The sequence below is a fragment of the Pseudomonas sp. QTF5 genome (genome assembly GCF_000512695.2).
In the GTDB taxonomy this organism is placed as follows: Bacteria; Pseudomonadota; Gammaproteobacteria; order Pseudomonadales; family Pseudomonadaceae; genus Aquipseudomonas.
In genome coordinates this window covers 15,547-34,314 of record NZ_AZRW02000030.1, presented here as the reverse complement: position 1 = coordinate 34,314, position 18,768 = coordinate 15,547, and the positions used below count along the sequence as shown (strand labels likewise).

The window sequence follows — 18,768 nt, the reverse complement described above, 5'->3', positions numbered from 1 at the left end:
GGCGCATTGCCCAGCGGTCGTTCACTTCAGCCTAAGCCTAGCCTTGAATAGACGATTGACCTGTATGAAGTTACAGACAGCTCATGTAGATCATTGGTTTCACGAAAGAAATAAGGCGGCGAACAAACCGCTTTTCGCAGGAGCCAGCGGTGGCGCCATCCCTACGCTTGGGATTCACCAAATCGCAGACACAAAAAAGGGCGACCGAAGTCGCCCTTTTTCTATGGTCTGACAGAACTTAGTTCTGTTTTTCCATTTGTGCACGCAACAGGTCGCCCAGAGTGGTAGGACCAGCAGCGATGCTATCCGAAGGCTTGTCTTTCAAGCTCTGGATGGCTTCTTTCTCGTCTTCAACGTCTTTCGACTTGATCGAGAGCTGGATTACACGGCTCTTGCGGTCAACGCTGATGATCTTGGCTTCTACTTCTTCGCCTTCTTTCAGAACGTTGCGCGCGTCTTCAACGCGGTCACGGCTGATTTCGGAGGCTTTCAGAGTCGCTTCGATATCGTCGGCCAGAGTGATGATGGCGCCTTTGGCGTCAACTTCTTTCACGATGCCTTTAACGATGGCGCCTTTGTCGTTCTCTTGAACGTACTCGGAGAACGGATCGCTTTCCAGTTGCTTGATACCCAGGGAGATGCGCTCGCGCTCTGGGTCAACCGACAGGATAACGGTGTCCAGCTCGTCGCCCTTCTTGAAGCGGCGAACGGCTTCTTCGCCCACTTCGTTCCAGGAGATGTCGGACAGGTGAACCAGACCGTCGATGCCGCCGTCCAGACCAATGAAGATACCGAAATCGGTGATCGACTTGATGGTGCCGGAGATTTTATCGCCCTTGTTGAACTGGCCAGAGAAGTCTTCCCATGGATTGGACTTGCACTGCTTGATGCCGAGGGAGATACGACGACGCTCTTCGTCGATGTCCAGAACCATGACTTCCACTTCGTCGCCGACTTGTACGACTTTCGAAGGGTGGATGTTCTTGTTGGTCCAGTCCATTTCGGAAACGTGTACCAGACCTTCAACGCCTTCTTCCAGCTCAGCGAAGCAGCCGTAGTCGGTCAGGTTGGTTACACGAGCGGTAACGCGAGTGCTTTCTGGGTAACGGGCTTTGATAGCAACCCATGGATCTTCGCCCAGTTGCTTCAGGCCCAGGGAAACACGATTGCGTTCGCGATCGTACTTCAGAACCTTGACATCGATCTCGTCGCCAACGTTGACGATTTCGGAAGGATGCTTGATGCGCTTCCAAGCCATGTCGGTAATGTGCAGCAGGCCATCGACGCCACCCAGATCGACGAATGCGCCGTAATCGGTGAGGTTCTTGACGATACCTTTGACTTGTTGGCCTTCCTGCAGGGATTCCAGCAGAGCTTCGCGCTCGGCGGAGTTCTCGGCTTCGAGGACGCTGCGACGGGAAACGACAACGTTGTTGCGTTTCTGGTCGAGTTTGATGACCTTGAATTCCAGCTCTTTGCCTTCCAGGTGCGTGGTATCGCGCACAGGACGGACGTCAACCAGGGAACCTGGCAGGAACGCACGGATGCCGTTAACGTCGACAGTGAAGCCGCCTTTAACCTTACCGTTGATAACGCCCTTGACCACTTCCTCGGCTGCGAAGGCAGCTTCCAGAACAATCCAGCATTCAGCGCGCTTGGCTTTTTCACGGGACAGCTTGGTTTCACCAAAGCCGTCTTCAACCGAATCCAGCGCTACGTGAACTTCGTCACCAACGTTGATGTTCAGTTCGCCAGCGTCGTTGTAGAACTGCTCAAGCGGGATGAGTGCTTCAGACTTCAGGCCAGCGTGAACGGTTACCCAGCGAGCCTGGTAATCGATATCAACGATAACACCGGTGATGATGGAGCCTGCCTGAAGGTTCAGGGTTTTTAGGCTTTCTTCAAAGAGTTCCGCAAAGCTTTCGCTCATTTTAATTCCTGAGTATAAGGGCGAAGAATACGCCCATCTCCACATCCCAGACGACGTGGGTTACGTTCATTTAAAGAAACACCGCAGGACTATGACTGGTCCCCTGAGGCGCTTCTTGGTCACCCGGCGATATCGCGGAGTGCGATCTCGCTCATGATGCGTTCCAGCACCTGATCGATGGATAATTCCGTGGAATCCAGCTGTATGGCGTCAGCCGCCGGTTTAAGCGGGGCTACCGCTCGCTGGGTGTCACGCTCATCGCGCGCACGTATCTCATCTAGCAGACTCGACAGACTAACACCATCGACTTTGCCCTTCAACTGCAAGTATCGACGGCGTGCACGCTCCTCGGCACTGGCAGTGAGGAATATCTTCAACGGCGCCCCGGGAAATACCACCGTGCCCATGTCGCGGCCATCGGCCACCAGACCCGGCGGTTCCTGAAAGGCCCGCTGGCGCTGGAGCAGCGCATCGCGCACGGCGGGCAACGCAGCGACCTGCGAGGCACCCGAGCCGATACTTTCGGTACGAATGACGTCGCTGACTTCGTCACCTTCCAGAATAATGCGCTGCAGTTGACCGTCGGTCGCCGCGATGAATTGCACATCCAGATGAGCGGCGAGCTTTTTGAGCAACTCCTCATTCGTCAGGTCGACGCCATGGTTATGCGCCGCGAACGCCAGCAATCGATAAAGCGCACCGGAATCCAGCAGATTCCAGCCCAGGCGCTTGGCCAGCATGCCGGCGACAGTCCCCTTGCCAGAGCCGCTTGGCCCATCAATGGTGATGACCGGTGCGATGTTGTTCACGACTGAGCCTCTTGTGCAACACGGATACCGACCTGCGCGCACAGCGCAAGGAAGTTCGGGAACGAGGTCGCGACGTTGGCGCAATCATGGATGCGGATCGGTGCAGTGGCGCGCAAAGAAGCCACGCTGAAGGCCATGGCAATCCGGTGATCACCGTGACCGTGCACTTCGCCGCCGCCGATCTGGCCGCCATCAATGATGAGGCCGTCCGGGGTTGGTTCGCACTTGACGCCCAGCGCCAGCAGACCGTCCGCCATGACCTGGATCCGGTCCGACTCTTTCACGCGCAGCTCTTCGGCGCCGCGCAGCACGGTGCGCCCTTCGGCACATGCAGCGGCCACAAATAGCACCGGGAACTCGTCGATCGCCAGTGGAACCAGCGCCTCAGGGATCTCGATACCTTTGAGTTTAGCTGCCCGTACGCGCAGATCCGCTACCGGCTCGCCGCCAACTTCACGCTGGTTTTCCAGGGTGATGTCAGCGCCCATCAGGCGCAGGATGTCGATCACGCCAGTGCGGGTCGGGTTGATGCCGACGTGTTCAAGCACCAGCTCCGAACCTTCGGCAATCGACGCCGCCACCAGGAAGAATGCCGACGACGAAATATCGCCCGGCACTTCAATGTGGGTCGCGGTCAGCTTGTGGCCGGACTCCACCGACGCGGTCGCGCCGTTGACGGTCACCGGGTAGCCGAAGCCGCGCAACATGCGCTCGGTGTGGTCGCGAGTCGGTGCCGGCTCGGTGACGGTGGTCTTGCCTTCGGCATACAGGCCCGCCAGCAACAGGCAGGATTTAACCTGCGCGCTGGCCATTGGCATGGTGTAAGTCAGACCTTTGAGCTTGTTGCCGCCACGAATGGTCATCGGAGGACGACCTTCAGCAGCAGTCTCGATCACGGCGCCCATTTCGCGCAGCGGATTGGCCACGCGATTCATCGGGCGCTTGGACAGCGAAGCGTCGCCGGTCAGCGTGCTGTCGAAGCTCTGCGCAGCCAAAAGGCCAGACAGCAGACGCATCGAAGTGCCGGAGTTGCCCAGATAGATCGGGCCCGGCGCAGGCTTCAGGCCATGCAGGCCGACGCCGTGGATGGTCACACGACCGTGGTGCGGACCTTCGATGACGACGCCCATGTCACGGAAAGCTTGCAGGGTCGCCAGAGCGTCTTCGCCCTCGAGGAAACCTTCCACTTCGGTGACGCCTTCGGCCAAGGAGCCGAGCATGATCGAACGGTGGGAAATCGATTTGTCGCCCGGTACACGAATCCGCCCAGTCAGGCGGCCACCAGGTTGTGCCAGGAAAATCAGATCGTTGGAATTCATAGCGTCCACATAGGCCCGGCGGGCCAGGATTTTACTGAAATGCTCGCGGGCAACCCGGGCGCGCGTGAACACGCCCAACAATTGGTGCCCATCCCCTGCATCGACCGCGTCGCGCAAGGCGTCGAGGTCGCTGCGAAATGTATCGAGTGTGCGCAGGACAGCTTCGCGGTTGGCGAGGAAGATGTCGTGCCACATGACCGGGTCGCTACCGGCGATTCTTGTGAAATCGCGGAAACCGCCCGCAGCGTAACGGAAGATCTCAAGATTTTCATTGCGTTTGGCCAACGAATCGACCAAACCAAACGCCAGCAAGTGCGGCAAATGGCTGGTCGCCGCCAACACTTCGTCGTGACGCTCGACCTGCATGTGCTCGACGTCGGCGCCCAATTCACGCCACAACCGGTCGACCACCGCCAGCGCGGCCGGATCGGTTTGATCCAGCGGTGTCAGAATCACTTTATGGCGACGGAACAGCTCGGCATTGGAGGCTTCCACCCCGCTCTGCTCGGAACCGGCAATCGGATGCCCCGGCACGAAACGCGCCGGCATGCCGCCAAACGCCTCGGTCGCCGCGCGCACCACATTGCCCTTGGCGCTGCCGACGTCGGTCAGAATCGCCTGCCCCAGATCCATGCCCGCCAACAGTGCGAGCAACTTCTCCATGGCCAGGATCGGCACCGCCAACTGAATCACGTCAGCGCCCTGGCAAGCAGCCGCCAGGTCTTCTTCGCAGCGATCCACCACGCCCAACTCGACCGCCAGCTTGCGCGACTGCGGGTCGAGATCGACCCCGACCACTTCGCGGCACAGACCACTTTCACGCAAGCCTTTGGCAAATGAACCGCCGATCAAGCCCAGGCCGACCACCACCAGGCGACCGATCATAGGTTGCGCAGATTGCAGTGCAGTGACATCAACCACGAGCCATAACCTTGGTCAGCGCCTCGAGGAAGCGGCTGTTTTCAGCCGGCAAACCGATGGTGATACGCAGGTGATTCGGCATGCCGTAGTTGGCCACCGGACGCACGATCACGCCTTCGCGCAGCAACCCCTCGAACACCGGAGCCGCAACGCGCCCCAGATCGACACAGATGAAGTTGCCTTTGGATGGGATCCAGCTCAGCCCCAACTCACGGAAACCCGTTTGCAGCTGCTGCATGCCGGATTCGTTCAGACGACGGCTTTCGGCCAGGTATTCGACGTCTTGCAGCGCTGCACAAGCGGCGGCCAGTGCGAGGCTGTTGACGTTGAACGGCTGACGCACGCGATTGAGCACATCGGCGACGATGGCCGAGGACAAACCATAGCCGACCCGCAGCGATGCCAGACCATAGGCCTTGGAGAAGGTGCGCGAGACCAGCAGGTTCGGGTAGGCCGCCAGATAGTCCAGGCCATCGGGCAAGTCGCTGCCTTCGGCGTATTCGATGTAGGCTTCGTCCAGCACCACCAGCACATGAGCCGGTACGTCCTGCAGGAAATCATCCAGCGCTTGGGCGTCGAACCAGGTCCCGGTCGGGTTGTTCGGGTTGGCAATGAACACCACGCGGGTATCGGCATCGATCGCAGCCAGCATGGCCGACAGATCGTGGCCCCAGTCTTTGGCCGGGATCACTTTGGCCTGGGCGCCAACGGCCTGGGTCACGATCGGATAGACCGCAAACGCATGCGCGCTGAACACCGCGTTCAGGCCTGGCGCCAGATAGGCACGCGCCACCAGCTCCAGAATGTCATTGGAGCCGTTGCCCAGCGTCACCTGGTTCAGCTCGACGCGACACTGATCGGCGAGCAGGGTCTTGAGCGCAAAACCGTTGCCGTCCGGATAACGGGTCAGCTCGGTCAGCGCTTCGCGAATCGCTGCCAGCGCCTTCGGACTGGCGCCCAACGGGTTTTCGTTGCTCGCCAGTTTGACGATATTGGCCGGATCGAGGTTCAGCTCACGGGCCAGTTCGTCCACGGGCTTGCCCGGAACGTAAGGCGAAAGTTGTTGCACGCCCGGCTGTGCCAGAGCGAGGAAGTTGCCACTCATTTGCTACCGCCCTTAGAGAACTGCTTTCGGGTAGGAACCCAGCACTTTGAGTGCCACTGCTTCCTGACTGATCTTTTCCAGCACACCTTTGATCAGAGGATCGCGATGGTGGCCGACGAAGTCGATGAAGAACACGTAGGTCCATTTACCGCTGCGCGACGGACGGGTCTCGATGCGCGTCAGGTCGATGCCGTTATCGTGGAACGGCACCAGCAGTTCGTGGAGCGCACCGGGTTTGTTGCTCATGGAGACGATGATCGAGGTCTTGTCGTCGCCGGTCGGCGGTACTTCCTGGCTGCCGATCATCAGGAATCGCGTGGAGTTATCCGGGCGATCCTCGATTTTCTCGGCCAGACGGGTCAACCCGTACAGGCCTGCCGCCATGTCGCCGGCAATCGCCGCCGAGTTCCACTCACCCTTGACCCGCTTGGCCGCTTCGGCGTTGCTCGAAACCGCCACGCGCTCGACATTCGGGTAATGGGCGTCCAGCCACTTGCGGCACTGAGCCAGGGACTGGGCGTGGGAATAGATACGGCTGATGCTGTCGGTCTTGGTGTTTTCACCGACCAACAGATGATGGTGAATCCGCAGTTCGACTTCGCCGCAGATCACCATGTCGTGTTCGAGGAAGCTGTCGAGGGTGTGGTTGACCGCGCCCTCGGTGGAGTTTTCCACCGGGACCACGCCGAAGTTCACCGCACCGGCCGCCACTTCACGGAACACTTCATCGATCGCCGCCATCGGCTTGCTGATCACTGCGTGGCCGAAGTGCTTCATGGCCGCGGCCTGGGTGAATGTCCCCTCAGGGCCGAGGTAAGCCACTTTCAGCGGCTGCTCGAGGGCCAGGCACGAGGACATGATTTCGCGGAACAGCCGCGCCATCTCTTCGTTGCCCAGTGGCCCCTGGTTACGCTCCATCACACGCTTGAGCACCTGAGCTTCACGCTCAGGACGATAGAACACCGGCACTTCGCCTTCGGCCAGCGAGGCCATCTTTACTCGCGCAACTTCCTGGGCGCAGCGTGCGCGCTCACTGATCAGCTCCAGGACTTTTTCGTCCAGAGCATCGATGCGCAGGCGCAGTGCCTTGAGTTCTTGCTCAGACATTAACCGTGTTCCTTCTCGAACTCTGCCATGTACGAAACCAGTGCGTTGACCGCAACGATATCGACGGCGTTATAGATGGAGGCACGCATGCCGCCCACAGAACGGTGGCCCTTGAGGTTCAGCAGGCCGCGTTCGTCGGCACCCACCAGGAACGGCTTGTCGAGACGATCGTCGGCCAGACGGAACGGCACGTTCATCCACGAGCGGTCCGACTTGTTGATCGGGTTGCTGTACAAGCCGCTGGCGTCGATGAAATCGTACAGCGTGCGCTGTTTCACTTCATTGAGCTTGCCGATGGCTTCGACGCCGCCCTGCTCTTTCAGCCACTCGAACACCAGGCCGGACAAGTACCAGGCCAGGGTTGGCGGGGTGTTGTACATCGAGCCGTTATCGGCCGCAACCTTGTAGTTGAGCATGGTCGGGCAAATGGAACGGGCGTGACCCAGCAGGTCTTCGCGAACGATGTTCACGACGACGCCGCTCGGGCCGATGTTTTTCTGGGCGCCGGCGTAGATCATGCCGAAGCGCGAGACATCCACCGGACGCGAGAGAATGTCCGAGGACATGTCGGCGACCAGCGGTACATCACCGGTTTCCGGGATCCATTGGAATTCCAGGCCGCCAATGGTTTCGTTCGGTGCGTAATGAACGTAGGCCGCGTCTTTCGACAGGTTCCATTCATTCTGACCGGGAATCGCGAAATAGTCGTAAGGCTTGGCGGTGGCGGCAACGTTGACGTGGCCGTAGCGCGAAGCTTCTTCGATGGCTTTCTGCGACCAGATACCGGTGTCGATATAGTCGGCGGTACCACTTTCCGGCAACAGGTTCAGAGGAATCTGAGCAAATTGCTGGCTCGCGCCACCTTGCAGAAACAGCACTTTATAGTTCGAGGGGATATTCAGCAGATCACGCAGATCCTGCTCGGCCTTGGTGGCAATGGACACGAACTCATCGCTGCGATGGCTCATTTCCATGACCGACAGGCCCTTGCCGTGCCAATCAAGGAGTTCACCCTGGGCGCGCTTCAGGACAGCTTCGGGAAGCGCCGCAGGACCGGCACAGAAGTTATAGGCTCTCTTGCTCACATCCAATCTCGCTCTGATTTGGTGGTATCACGCAATAAATCATCAGCCGACACAGACCTCATGGGGGTGACAGCCTTTGTGGGAGCTGGCTTGCCTGCGATGGCATCACCACGGTCTACAAGATACACCGCGGTGCCTGCATCGCGGGCAAGCCCGGCTCCCACAAAAGCCCTTCCACACAAAAATCTTCTTAGGTGTCGAATTTTCAAAAGGGACAAACAACAAGGGGGCGAATCTTCATCCGCCCCCCTGCTTGCCCGCTTACTCTTGCGGCTCTTCGTCAGCGGCGGCGTCGAGTTGCTGGTCTTCGGCAACGTCGTCAATCACGACTTCACCGTCGAACACCGCACCCTCTTCACCGTCGAGCCCTTCGCCTTCCAGCTCTTCGCCTTCGACTTCCGACGGCTCTTGAACCCGCTCCAGGCCCACCAGCGTTTCATCGCTGGCCAGCTTGATCAGGGTCACGCCTTGGGTGTTACGACCCAGGCTGGAGACTTCGTCGACACGGGTTCGAACCAAAGTACCCTGGTCGGAAATCAGCATGATTTCTTCGCCGTCGAGCACCTGGACTGCGCCGACCAGACGGCCGTTGCGCTCGTTGCTGACCATGGCAATAACGCCCTGACCGCCACGCTTGTACTCAGGGAACTCGGTGATCGCGGTGCGCTTGCCGAAACCTCGCGCCGAAGCGGTGAGGATCTGGCTGCCTTCTTCCGGGATCAGCATGGAAATCAGCTTCTGACCTTCCGGCAGACGCATACCGCGAACACCGCGAGCGGTACGGCCCATGGCGCGAACGTCGGTTTCCTTGAAACGAGTGACCTTGCCACCGTCGGAGAACAGCATGACTTCGCGCTCGCCATCAGTAATAGCGGCAGAGATCAGCACGTCGCCTTCGTCCAGCTCCAGCGCGATCAGGCCGACGCTGCGTTGACGGCTGAAGGATTCCAGCGGGGTCTTCTTCACGGTGCCTTTAGCAGTGGCCATGAAGATGAAGTGACCTTCGGTGTATTCCTCGACCGGCAGCATGGTGGTGATGTATTCATCACTGTCCAGTGGCAGCAGGTTGACCAGCGGACGACCACGGGCCGCGCGGGACGCCTCAGGGATTTCGTAGGTTTTCAGCCAATACACTTTGCCTTTGCTGGAGAACAGCAGCAGCGTGGTGTGGCTGTTGGCGACCAGCAGGTGAGCGATGTAGTCCTCATCCTTGACGCCGGTGGCCGACTTGCCTTTACCGCCACGACGCTGAGCCTGGTACGCAGCCAATGGCTGGGTCTTGGCATAGCCACCGTGGGAAATGGTCACGACGCGCTCTTCTTCCGGGATCATGTCGCCCAGGGTCAGGTCGAGACGGGCATCGAGAATCTCGGTGCGACGCACATCGCCGTACTCGGCGCGGATCACTTCCAGCTCTTCGCGGATCACTTCCATCAGACGCACGGCGCTATTGAGGATGCGGATCAGCTCGCCGATCTGGTTGAGGATCTCTTGATACTCGGCCAGCAGCTTTTCGTGTTCCAGACCGGTCAGACGGTGCAGACGCAGTTCCAGAATGGCTTGCGCCTGCTCTGGCGACAGGAAGTACTTGCCGTCGCGCAGACCGTATTGCGGATCGAGGTTTTCCGGGCGGCACGAATCGGCGCCGGCACGTTCGACCATCGCAACCACGGCGGTAGATTCCCAAGGCGTGCTGATCAGCGCTTCCTTGGCTTCCGACGGGGTTGGCGAGGCCTTGATCAGGGCGATGACCGGGTCGATGTTCGACAGGGCAACCGCTTGACCTTCCAGAATGTGGCCACGTTCGCGCGCTTTGCGCAGCTCGAACACGGTACGACGGGTAACCACTTCGCGACGGTGACGAACGAAAGCTTCCAGCAGGTCCTTGAGGTTCAGGATCCGCGGACGGCCGTCGATCAGCGCGACGATGTTGATACCGAACACCGCTTGCAGCTGGGTCTGGGCGTAGAGGTTGTTGAGGATCACCTCAGGCACTTCACCGCGACGCAATTCGATCACGACGCGCATACCGTCCTTGTCGGACTCGTCGCGCAGCTCGGTGATGCCTTCAAGCTTCTTCTCTTTGACCAGCTCGGCGATCTTCTCGATCAGACGGGCCTTGTTCAGCTGGTAAGGGAGTTCGGTGATGACGATCTGCTGACGACCACCGACCTTGTCGATGTCTTCGATCATCGAGCGGGCACGCATGTAAATGCGCCCGCGACCGGTGCGGTAGGCTTCGATGATGCCGGCGCGACCGTTTATGATCGCGGCGGTCGGGAAGTCCGGGCCGGGGATGTATTGCATCAGCTCGTCGACAGTCAGCTCAGGGTTGTCGATGAGCGCCAGGCAACCGTCGATGACTTCACCGAGGTTGTGCGGCGGAATGTTGGTCGCCATGCCCACGGCGATACCGCTGGAGCCGTTGACCAGCAGGTTGGGAATACGGGTCGGCATGACCGCGGGGATCATTTCGGTGCCGTCGTAGTTCGGCACCCAGTCCACGGTTTCTTTGTGCAGGTCAGCCAGCAGCTCGTGCGCCAGCTTGGTCATGCGCACTTCGGTGTATCGCATGGCCGCGGCGTTGTCGCCGTCCACCGAACCGAAGTTGCCCTGACCGTCTACCAGCAGGTAACGCAGCGAGAATGGCTGCGCCATCCGGACGATGGTGTCGTACACCGCGGTGTCACCGTGCGGGTGATACTTACCGATCACGTCACCGACAACACGGGCAGATTTCTTGTACGGCTTGTTGAAGTCGTTGCCCAGCTCGCTCATCGCGAACAGCACACGCCGGTGCACGGGCTTCAAGCCATCGCGCGCATCCGGCAGTGCCCGCCCGACAATCACGCTCATCGCGTAGTCGAGGTAGGACTGCTTCAGCTCGTCTTCGATATTGACCGGGAGGATTTCTTTGGCCAGTTCGCCCATGAGAAGCCTGATTCCTTTTTCTGGTGAAACTTCGTCACATCCATATGGGACGAACGAAGCTCGCCGATGCAGACTGAGTGCCATGCACCGACTTACGACAAATCAACGAGTTATGCCATGGATCTGCGCAGTAAAGGCAGCCACATCAGGCTACCCTGGAAACCGCCGGATGTTATCACAAGAGCCGCCACGCACCTATCCCCCAGATGCGCATGGAGCATAGTTAGTTGACCGGTGACAGGCTTGAAAGGGACGAGAGGGGCTTAGAGCCGTGTTGAATGGAGAATCAGGGGCCTGATCAGCGATATTTGTTGACTGTCAGGGCCTCTTCGCGAGCAAGCCCGCTCCCACATTGGATCGGTGTCGCATACAAATTCTGCGACCGACTCGGCCCAATGTGGGAGCGGGCTTGCTCGCGAAGGCAATTTATCAGACGCCAAAGAGCCTTAATGCAACCGCTTACGGCACATCAACTGCGCCATTTTCGCCGTGTCCGGCCGTTCGACGATGCCTTTTTCGGTAACGATCGCGTCGATCAAATCCGCAGGCGTCACGTCGAACACCGGGTTGAACGCATCGACATCCGCCGCCACCCGCTTGCCGCCGACTTCCAGCAACTCGCGGCCGTCGCGCTCTTCGATGGGAATCTCGTCGCCGCTGGCCAGATTCATGTCGATGGTCGAACTCGGCGCCACCACCATGAAGCGCACGCCATGGTGCATGGCGTTGACCGCCAGTTGGTAGGTGCCGATCTTGTTCGCCACATCACCATTGGCGGTGATGCGGTCGGCACCGACGATCACCCAAGTCACGCCTTTGGTTTTCATAATGTGCGCGGCGGCGGAGTCAGCATTGAGGGTCACGGGAATGCCTTCATTGGCCAATTCCCATGCGGTCAATCGCGAACCTTGCAGCCATGGCCGGGTTTCATCGGCATAGACGCGTTCGACCATACCTTCGATGAAAGCCCCGCGAATCACCCCCAGCGCCGTGCCGAAGCCGCCGGTGGCCAGTGCGCCGGTGTTGCAGTGCGTGAGGATCGCCTGGGCGTTGCCCTGATGCTTGCGGATCAGGTCGACACCCAGTTGGGCCATGGTCAGATTGGCTTCGCGATCACTTTCATGGATGGCGATGGCTTCGGCTTCCAGCGCCGCCAGAGGGTCTGCATCTTCCTTGAGGCGGTCCAGGCGGTCACGCATGCGACTCAAGGCCCAGAACAGATTCACCGCCGTTGGACGGGAATCAGCCAGCAACGCGTAATCCTCTTCCCACGCTGCCTGCCAGTCACCACCCTCGGCAATTCGGGTGCGGGCTGCCAGCACCATGGCATAAGCGGCACTGATACCGATGGCCGGGGCGCCGCGCACCACCATCGAGCGAATGGCCTCAGCCACACCCGCAGCGCTGGTGTAGGCGATCCAGGTTTCCTCGAACGGCAAAATACGCTGATCCAGCAGGTACAGTGCGCCATCACGCCAATCGATGGCCTTCACCTTCTCCGCAGCCAACAGTCGATCGCGCATCCACTTACCCCGCACTCATGAACAAAAGCCGCCGATTATAGCGATCCCCCCGCGAAGACGCTCGGGTATACTTCGCCATCCTTTACAAAAGCCGGAACCGATTCTCGATGCCGACCCCCACCGCTACGCTCGACCTATTATTGCTGCCAACCTGGCTGGTACCCGTCGAACCGGCTGGCGTGGTCCTTAAAGAGCATGCCCTGGGCATCCGCGACGGTCGTATCGTATTTATCGGCCCGCGCGCAGCAGCCTTGAAGCTTAACGCAACCGAAGTCCGCGAATTGCCGGACATGTTGCTCAGCCCCGGCCTGATCAATGCCCACGGGCATGCGGCAATGACGCTGTTCCGCGGTCTGGCCGACGATCTGCCGCTGATGACCTGGCTGGAAAACCACATCTGGCCCGCTGAAGCCAAATGGGTAGACGAGGCTTTCGTACGCGACGGCACTGATTTGGCCATCGCCGAGCAGATCAAAAGCGGCATCACCTGTTTCTCCGACATGTATTTCTTGCCGAAGGTCGCCTGCGAACGCGTACATAACAGCGGCATTCGCGCCCAAATCGCCATTCCGATCCTCGATTTCCCGATTCCTGGCGCCGCCACGGCAGATGACGCCATTCGTCAGGGCGTCGAATTATTCGGTGATCTCAAGCATCACGAGCGGATCAAAATCACCTTCGGCCCCCATGCACCCTACACCGTGGGTGACGAAACCCTGGAAAAAATCCGGGTTATCGCTGAAGAACTGGACGCCTCGATTCATATGCACGTCCATGAAACCGCTTTCGAAGTGCAGCAGTCGGTCGAGCAAAGCGGCGAACGCCCGTTGGCCCGCCTCGGCCGCCTGGGCCTGCTCGGGCCGCGCCTCCAGGCCGTTCACATGACCCAGATCAGCGATGAAGACCTGGCGCTGCTGGTAGAAAGTAACACCCATGTGATTCATTGCCCGGAGTCGAACCTGAAGCTGGCCAGCGGATTCTGCCCGGTGGAGCACTTATGGCAGGCCGGGGTCAATGTGGCGGTCGGCACCGATGGCGCGGCCAGCAATAATGACCTCGACCTGCTCGGCGAAACCCGCACTGCTGCGTTGCTGGCCAAGGCTGTTGCCGGCTCCGCTACCGCGCTGGACGCCCATCGCGCCCTGCGCATGGCCACGCTCAACGGCGCCCGCGCGCTGGGAATCGAAGCTGAGACGGGTTCGCTGGAAGTCGGCAAAGCGGCGGACATCGTTGCGTTCGACCTGTCGGGCCTGGCACAGCAACCGGTCTATGACCCGGTTTCGCAACTGATCTATGCCTCCGGCCGCGATTGCGTGAAACACCTTTGGGTCGCTGGCAAGCAACTGCTCGACGACCGCCGCCTGACCCGTCTGGATGAAGCGCAACTGTGCGCTACCGCCAGGGCCTGGGGCCAGCGCATCAGCGGCCATACCGAATCGTAAGCACCGAATTGTAAGCACCCTGGACCGAAACCGGGGCAACAGGATTTTTCAAGTTTTAGAGGACTGACACCATGAGCAACGTCGACTACGCCGAAATCGCCAAATTCGAAGCCCTGGCCCATCGCTGGTGGGACCGCGAAAGCGAGTTCAAACCGCTGCACGACATCAACCCGTTGCGGGTCAACTGGATCGATGAGCGTGTCAATCTGGCTGGCAAGAAGGTCCTCGACGTCGGTTGCGGCGGCGGCATCCTCAGCGAAGCCATGGCTCAACGCGGCGCGACCGTGACGGGCATCGACATGGGCGAAGCGCCGCTGGCGGTTGCTCAGTTGCATCAGCTGGAATCCGGCGTGAGCGTCGAATACCGGCAGATCACCGCCGAAGCCTTGGCCGAGGAAATGCCCGAGCAGTTCGACGTAGTTACTTGCCTGGAAATGCTTGAACACGTACCAGATCCGTCGTCGGTGATCCGCGCCTGTTTCAAAATGGTCAAACCGGGCGGCCAGGTGTTCTTCTCCACCATCAACCGCAACCCGAAGGCCTATCTGTTCGCCATCGTCGGCGCCGAATACATCATGAAGCTGCTACCGCGCGGCACCCACGACTTCAAGAAATTCATCCGTCCTTCGGAGCTTGGCGCCTGGAGCCGCATGGCCGGTTTGACCGTCAAGGACATCATCGGCCTGACCTACAATCCACTGACCAAGCACTACAAACTGGCGGCCGACGTGGACGTCAACTACATGATCCAGACCCTGCGCGAGGAGTAAGCCGATGCGTATCAGAGCAGTCCTTTTCGACATGGATGGCACCCTGCTCGACACCGCGCCGGATTTCATCGCCATCTGCCAGGCGATGCGCGCTGACCGTGGTTTGTCGCCGATGAACGACAAACACATCCGTGACGAGATCTCCGGTGGCGCCAAAGCGATGGTCGCGGTGACTTTCTCGATGGACCCGGAGTCGCCGGGTTTCGAGGAGCTGCGTCTGGAGTTTCTGGAGCGCTACGTCAAAGGTTGCGCGGTTCACAGCAAGCTCTTCGACGGCATGGGCGAATTGCTGGCCGACATCGAGAAGGCCAACCTGATCTGGGGCGTCGTCACCAACAAACCGCTGCGCTTCGCCGAGCCGATCATGCAGCAGCTGGGGCTGGCCGAGCGTTCAGCGCTGCTGATCTGCCCGGACCATGTGAAGAACAGCAAACCGGATCCGGAGCCGTTGATCCTGGCGTGCAAGATGCTCGACCTGGACCCGGCCAGCGTGCTGTTTGTGGGTGATGACCTGCGGGATATCGAGTCCGGCCGCGATGCGGGCACCAAAACGGCTGCCGTGACCTATGGCTATATTCATCCGGACGATAACCCGCGGCATTGGGGCGCGGATGTAGTGGTCGATCATCCGCTGGAGTTGCGTCAGGTGCTTGATAGCGCCCTTTGTGGCTGCTGAGAACCGGTTTCAAGCTTCGGGTATGTGGCGTGAATGCTGACGCCTTCGCGGGCAAGCCCGCTCCCACAGGGTTCTGGTGGCGAATACAAATTGTGTAAACACCCTCGACTCTTGTGGGAGCGGGCTTGCCCGCGATTGGCCGCGCCGCGATCTGTCTTCTGTTTTTGTGAGGTTTTTTATGTTTGATTATTCCGCCCACCCCGAATTGCTCAAGGACCGGGTCATCCTGGTCACCGGCGCTGGCCGTGGCATCGGTGCTGCCGCCGCAAAAACCTACGCGGCCCACGGCGCCACCGTGCTGTTGCTGGGCAAGACCGAAGCCAACCTGACTCAGGTCTACGATGAAATCGAAGCAGCCGGGCATCCAATGCCGGTGGTGATCCCGTTCAATCTGGAAACCGCCCTGCCCCATCAATACGATGAACTGGCGGCCATGATCGAGACCGAGTTCGGCCACCTCGACGGTTTGCTGCACAATGCATCCATCATCGGTCCCCGGACCCCGATCGAGCAGTTGTCCGGCGAGAACTTCATGCGCGTCATGCACGTCAACGTCAACGCCATGTTCATGCTCACCAGTACCCTGCTGCCGCTGCTCAAGCTGTCTCAGGACGCCTCGGTGGTGTTCACCTCCAGCAGCGTCGGTCGCAAGGGTCGTGCGTACTGGGGCGCTTACGGTGTTTCCAAGTTCGCTACCGAAGGCCTGATGCAAACCCTGGCCGACGAAGTGGACACAGTGGCACCGGTACGCTCCAACAGCATCAACCCCGGCGCCACCCGCACCAGCATGCGCGCTCAGGCCTACCCCGGTGAAAACCCGCTGAACAACCCGACACCCGAGGAGATCATGCCGGTCTACCTTTACCTGATGGGGCCGGACAGTACCGGCATCAACGGTCAGGCGTTCAACGCTCAGTAACGCCCGTGCGTCGCTTTTGTGCCGCGACAGATTCCCGTCGCGGCGTTCAAAACCGTAGTAACTACCTCTGTTTCAAGTCAAACAAATGTCACCGCACCCACTGACACCCCTCGTGAAACCCTCCACCTTTTTGATTTAGAACACTTTTTTATCCGACTGAACCGAATGGCACGACTTTCGCTCTAATTTTGTTCAGACACGCCGTGTGAAAGCAGACGAGGCGGAGCTTGAGCCGGGAGGTTACTAATCTTCGGCAAAGCGGACTAAACTCGTGCCAAATGTCCTACGGGACTGATGGACCAGTATGACGCGCAGCCCAAAGCCGCTCTCACCCAGCCTGTAAGACAGCCTTACTGCTTAGGGGCTCACGCCATATGAAATCACCTTCCCAGACCAACGCAATTGACTTCGACAATGCCAAATTGCAACGCCTGGGCTTTGGTCAGCAGCCTCCCCTCCTGGAGCGACCCGCCAGTCTTGCGCAGTTGCGCCAGGAGCTGGGCCTGCAACTGCAAACCAGTCTTGAGCCGCAACGCATTCTCGGGCTTTTCTTCCGCGAAATTCAGCACCTTGTGCCGCTGGATGCCTTGAGTTATGAGCATCAGCCCAGTGACTTGCGCCTGCTATTCGGCGCGCGGGGTCATCATTCAATCAGCTACAGCCTCAGCCATGAAGGTGAGCAATTGGGTGAGCTGGTGTTTCGTCGCAATCAACGCTTCAGCGAACAGGAACAGGGCAATTTGGAGTCATTATTGTCCACCCTGCTCTTCCCCATGCGAAATGCCCTGCTCTACCGAGCGGCGACCCAAAGTGCATTGCGTGATCCGCTGACCGACACGGGCAACCGCATCGCTATGGATCAGACGCTGCATCGGGAAATCGAGATGTCGCGGCGACACTCGCAGCCTCTTTCACTGCTGATGCTGGACATCGATCACTTCAAACGCATCAACGACACTTACGGGCACAGTGCCGGCGATGACGTGCTGAAAGCCGTCGCAGCCTCGATCAAAAATCAGTTGCGCAACGTCGACATGGTGTTCCGGTTTGGTGGCGAAGAATTCCTGATTCTGCTTTCCAACACCAGCCGCGAGGCCGCGGCCATGGTCGGTGAAAGGCTGAGGTTTGCGGCGCAAGCCCAGGACTATGTGGCCGAGGGCAAGATGATCGAGCTGACGGTCAGCATCGGTTGCTCGACGCTGTTGCCCGGCGAATCTGCTGAGAGTCTGCTGCGACGGGCCGACAGTGCCCTGTATGTGGCCAAGCGCGAGGGGCGTAATCGCCTGGCGATGGCGGGCTGATATTTCAGCAACGCTGCATAACCCATGTGGGAGCGGGCTTGCTCGCGAAGGCGGCTTAACATTCAACAGAGATGCTGAATGTCAGACCGCTTTCGCGAGCAAGCCCGCTCCCACATTTGGTTTGTGTTGCTTTCAGAGGATCAGCTTTCGGCCAACGCCATCCGCTCACGGGCTACCGGGGCTTTCCCTGCCAGCTCCAACTGCATGCAACGTTCCAGGAACAGATACATGTAGTCGTAACTCTTGCAGACAGCCTGGCGCAATTCCACTTGCAGCGCTTTGCTCGGGTTCATGCCTGCCAGGGTGCAGATGATTTCCAGCGCTTCCCACGGGTGGGCATCGTCATACTGGGCGTGCATCTTCAACCACTTCATGGCCCGCTTGCGATCCTCCTCGGGGAATGAAGCCGCGTAGACACCATTGGAGCAAACCAGGGCCGACCACTCTCCGGTCGCCCCTTCGATGGCGTAGTTGGTGGCGGCAATGGCCACGATCAGCGAATCCGACGAACTGGTGTGCCAGCACCAGTGGCTCAAGGCGTGAAGCTCAGGGGCCACCAGTTGGGCTTGCAGATCTTCCAGGCTGATACCGTGAGCACGGCTCCAATGCACCCAGTAATCGGCATGGTTCAATTCGACGCGAATGTTGCGCATCAGCCAGCGACGCGCCATGTCTTCGCCAGGGGAACGCGCAAAACGGGTCTTTGTCAGGTTCTGTGCCATGTATAACGCGAACTGTTCGACCACCGGCCAGCCACCAATAAGGTACTGACGCATGGTTTTTGCGCTGAGTTTGTTATCTCGCATGCGTTGATACAGTTCGTGTCCGACTACCCGGCGCTTGCTCTCGCTGCAATCCTGGATCAGTTGCTGAGCCCAGGCGGGATAACTTGCAGCTTCCATGAGTGGTCCGGTTCTGTTGAATGTGTCG

The 18,768-nt window shown here is 59.4% G+C and carries 14 protein-coding genes; 5 read left to right on the top strand and 9 right to left on the bottom strand.

Features of this window, described 5'->3' with window-relative positions:
* Window positions 1-238 precede the first annotated feature (238 nt).
* The 8 genes from rpsA to mtnA all read right to left on the bottom strand — a co-directional run bounded on the left by rpsA (window position 239) and on the right by mtnA (window position 12,730).
* Window positions 239-1,930, bottom strand: a complete 1,692-nt coding sequence (gene rpsA / locus IC37_RS20910) for a 30S ribosomal protein S1 (RefSeq protein ID WP_030128738.1) — start codon at window positions 1,928-1,930, stop codon at window positions 239-241.
* A 119-nt stretch (window positions 1,931-2,049) separates the two neighbouring features.
* Window positions 2,050-2,739, bottom strand: a complete 690-nt coding sequence (gene cmk / locus IC37_RS20905) for a (d)CMP kinase (RefSeq protein ID WP_030128739.1) — start codon at window positions 2,737-2,739, stop codon at window positions 2,050-2,052.
* Window positions 2,736-4,943 (bottom strand): bifunctional prephenate dehydrogenase/3-phosphoshikimate 1-carboxyvinyltransferase, encoded by a 2,208-nt coding sequence (locus tag IC37_RS20900; RefSeq protein WP_030128740.1) that lies wholly within the window; start codon window positions 4,941-4,943, stop codon window positions 2,736-2,738. The genes cmk and IC37_RS20900 overlap by 4 nt, the downstream gene beginning before the upstream one ends.
* A 28-nt stretch (window positions 4,944-4,971) precedes the next feature.
* The gene (gene hisC, locus IC37_RS20895) at window positions 4,972-6,084 is read right to left on the bottom strand and encodes a histidinol-phosphate transaminase (protein WP_030128741.1); all 1,113 of its coding nucleotides are present in this window, start codon (window positions 6,082-6,084) and stop codon (window positions 4,972-4,974) included.
* A 12-nt stretch (window positions 6,085-6,096) separates the two neighbouring features.
* Entirely contained in the window at window positions 6,097-7,191 is a 1,095-nt protein-coding gene (pheA, locus tag IC37_RS20890; RefSeq protein ID WP_030128742.1) for a prephenate dehydratase, read from the bottom strand.
* Window positions 7,191-8,276, bottom strand: a complete 1,086-nt coding sequence (gene serC, locus IC37_RS20885; RefSeq protein ID WP_030128743.1) for a 3-phosphoserine/phosphohydroxythreonine transaminase — start codon at window positions 8,274-8,276, stop codon at window positions 7,191-7,193. The genes pheA and serC overlap by 1 nt, the downstream gene beginning before the upstream one ends.
* 261 nt (window positions 8,277-8,537) lie before the next feature.
* Complete coding sequence (gyrA, locus tag IC37_RS20880) at window positions 8,538-11,207, bottom strand: DNA gyrase subunit A (RefSeq protein ID WP_030128744.1); 2,670 nt, start codon at window positions 11,205-11,207, stop codon at window positions 8,538-8,540.
* A gap of 446 nt (window positions 11,208-11,653) precedes the next feature.
* A complete protein-coding gene (gene mtnA, locus IC37_RS20875; protein WP_030128745.1) occupies window positions 11,654-12,730 on the bottom strand; it encodes an S-methyl-5-thioribose-1-phosphate isomerase in 1,077 nt (358 codons plus the stop codon).
* 107 nt (window positions 12,731-12,837) lie between these two features.
* On the opposite strand from mtnA, the gene IC37_RS20870 reads away from it, so the two are divergent.
* The 5 genes from IC37_RS20870 (at window position 12,838) to IC37_RS20850 (ending at window position 17,838) form a co-directional block, all read left to right on the top strand.
* Window positions 12,838-14,172 (top strand): TRZ/ATZ family hydrolase, encoded by a 1,335-nt coding sequence (locus IC37_RS20870; RefSeq protein WP_030128746.1) that lies wholly within the window; start codon window positions 12,838-12,840, stop codon window positions 14,170-14,172.
* 71 nt (window positions 14,173-14,243) lie between these two features.
* Window positions 14,244-14,942 (top strand): bifunctional 2-polyprenyl-6-hydroxyphenol methylase/3-demethylubiquinol 3-O-methyltransferase UbiG, encoded by a 699-nt coding sequence (gene ubiG, locus IC37_RS20865; RefSeq protein ID WP_008005938.1) that lies wholly within the window; start codon window positions 14,244-14,246, stop codon window positions 14,940-14,942.
* 4 nt (window positions 14,943-14,946) lie between these two features.
* Window positions 14,947-15,618, top strand: a complete 672-nt coding sequence (gene mupP / locus IC37_RS20860) for an N-acetylmuramic acid 6-phosphate phosphatase MupP (protein WP_030128747.1) — start codon at window positions 14,947-14,949, stop codon at window positions 15,616-15,618.
* 178 nt (window positions 15,619-15,796) lie between these two features.
* Window positions 15,797-16,537 (top strand): YciK family oxidoreductase, encoded by a 741-nt coding sequence (locus IC37_RS20855; RefSeq protein WP_030128748.1) that lies wholly within the window; start codon window positions 15,797-15,799, stop codon window positions 16,535-16,537.
* A gap of 374 nt (window positions 16,538-16,911) precedes the next feature.
* Window positions 16,912-17,838, top strand: a complete 927-nt coding sequence (locus IC37_RS20850) for a GGDEF domain-containing protein (protein WP_030128749.1) — start codon at window positions 16,912-16,914, stop codon at window positions 17,836-17,838.
* Window positions 17,839-17,978: 140 nt separating this feature from the next.
* Here the strand turns inward: IC37_RS20850 and IC37_RS20845 are convergent, their stop codons facing one another.
* A complete protein-coding gene (locus IC37_RS20845) occupies window positions 17,979-18,740 on the bottom strand; it encodes a TenA family transcriptional regulator (protein ID WP_371916342.1) in 762 nt (253 codons plus the stop codon).
* Window positions 18,741-18,768 lie beyond the last annotated feature (28 nt).

Coding starts and splice junctions, on each gene's coding strand:
- rpsA (WP_030128738.1), bottom strand. CDS start 1,930: ATGAGCGAAAGCTTTGCGGAACTCTTTGAAGAAAGCCTAAAAACCCTG.
- IC37_RS20900 (WP_030128740.1), bottom strand. CDS start 4,943: ATGATCGGTCGCCTGGTGGTGGTCGGCCTGGGCTTGATCGGCGGTTCA.
- hisC (WP_030128741.1), bottom strand. CDS start 6,084: ATGAGTGGCAACTTCCTCGCTCTGGCACAGCCGGGCGTGCAACAACTT.
- pheA (WP_030128742.1), bottom strand. CDS start 7,191: ATGTCTGAGCAAGAACTCAAGGCACTGCGCCTGCGCATCGATGCTCTG.
- gyrA (WP_030128744.1), bottom strand. CDS start 11,207: ATGGGCGAACTGGCCAAAGAAATCCTCCCGGTCAATATCGAAGACGAG.
- mtnA (WP_030128745.1), bottom strand. CDS start 12,730: ATGCGCGATCGACTGTTGGCTGCGGAGAAGGTGAAGGCCATCGATTGG.
- IC37_RS20870 (WP_030128746.1), top strand. CDS start 12,838: ATGCCGACCCCCACCGCTACGCTCGACCTATTATTGCTGCCAACCTGG.
- ubiG (WP_008005938.1), top strand. CDS start 14,244: ATGAGCAACGTCGACTACGCCGAAATCGCCAAATTCGAAGCCCTGGCC.
- mupP (WP_030128747.1), top strand. CDS start 14,947: ATGCGTATCAGAGCAGTCCTTTTCGACATGGATGGCACCCTGCTCGAC.
- IC37_RS20855 (WP_030128748.1), top strand. CDS start 15,797: ATGTTTGATTATTCCGCCCACCCCGAATTGCTCAAGGACCGGGTCATC.
- IC37_RS20850 (WP_030128749.1), top strand. CDS start 16,912: ATGAAATCACCTTCCCAGACCAACGCAATTGACTTCGACAATGCCAAA.
- IC37_RS20845 (WP_371916342.1), bottom strand. CDS start 18,740: ATGGAAGCTGCAAGTTATCCCGCCTGGGCTCAGCAACTGATCCAGGAT.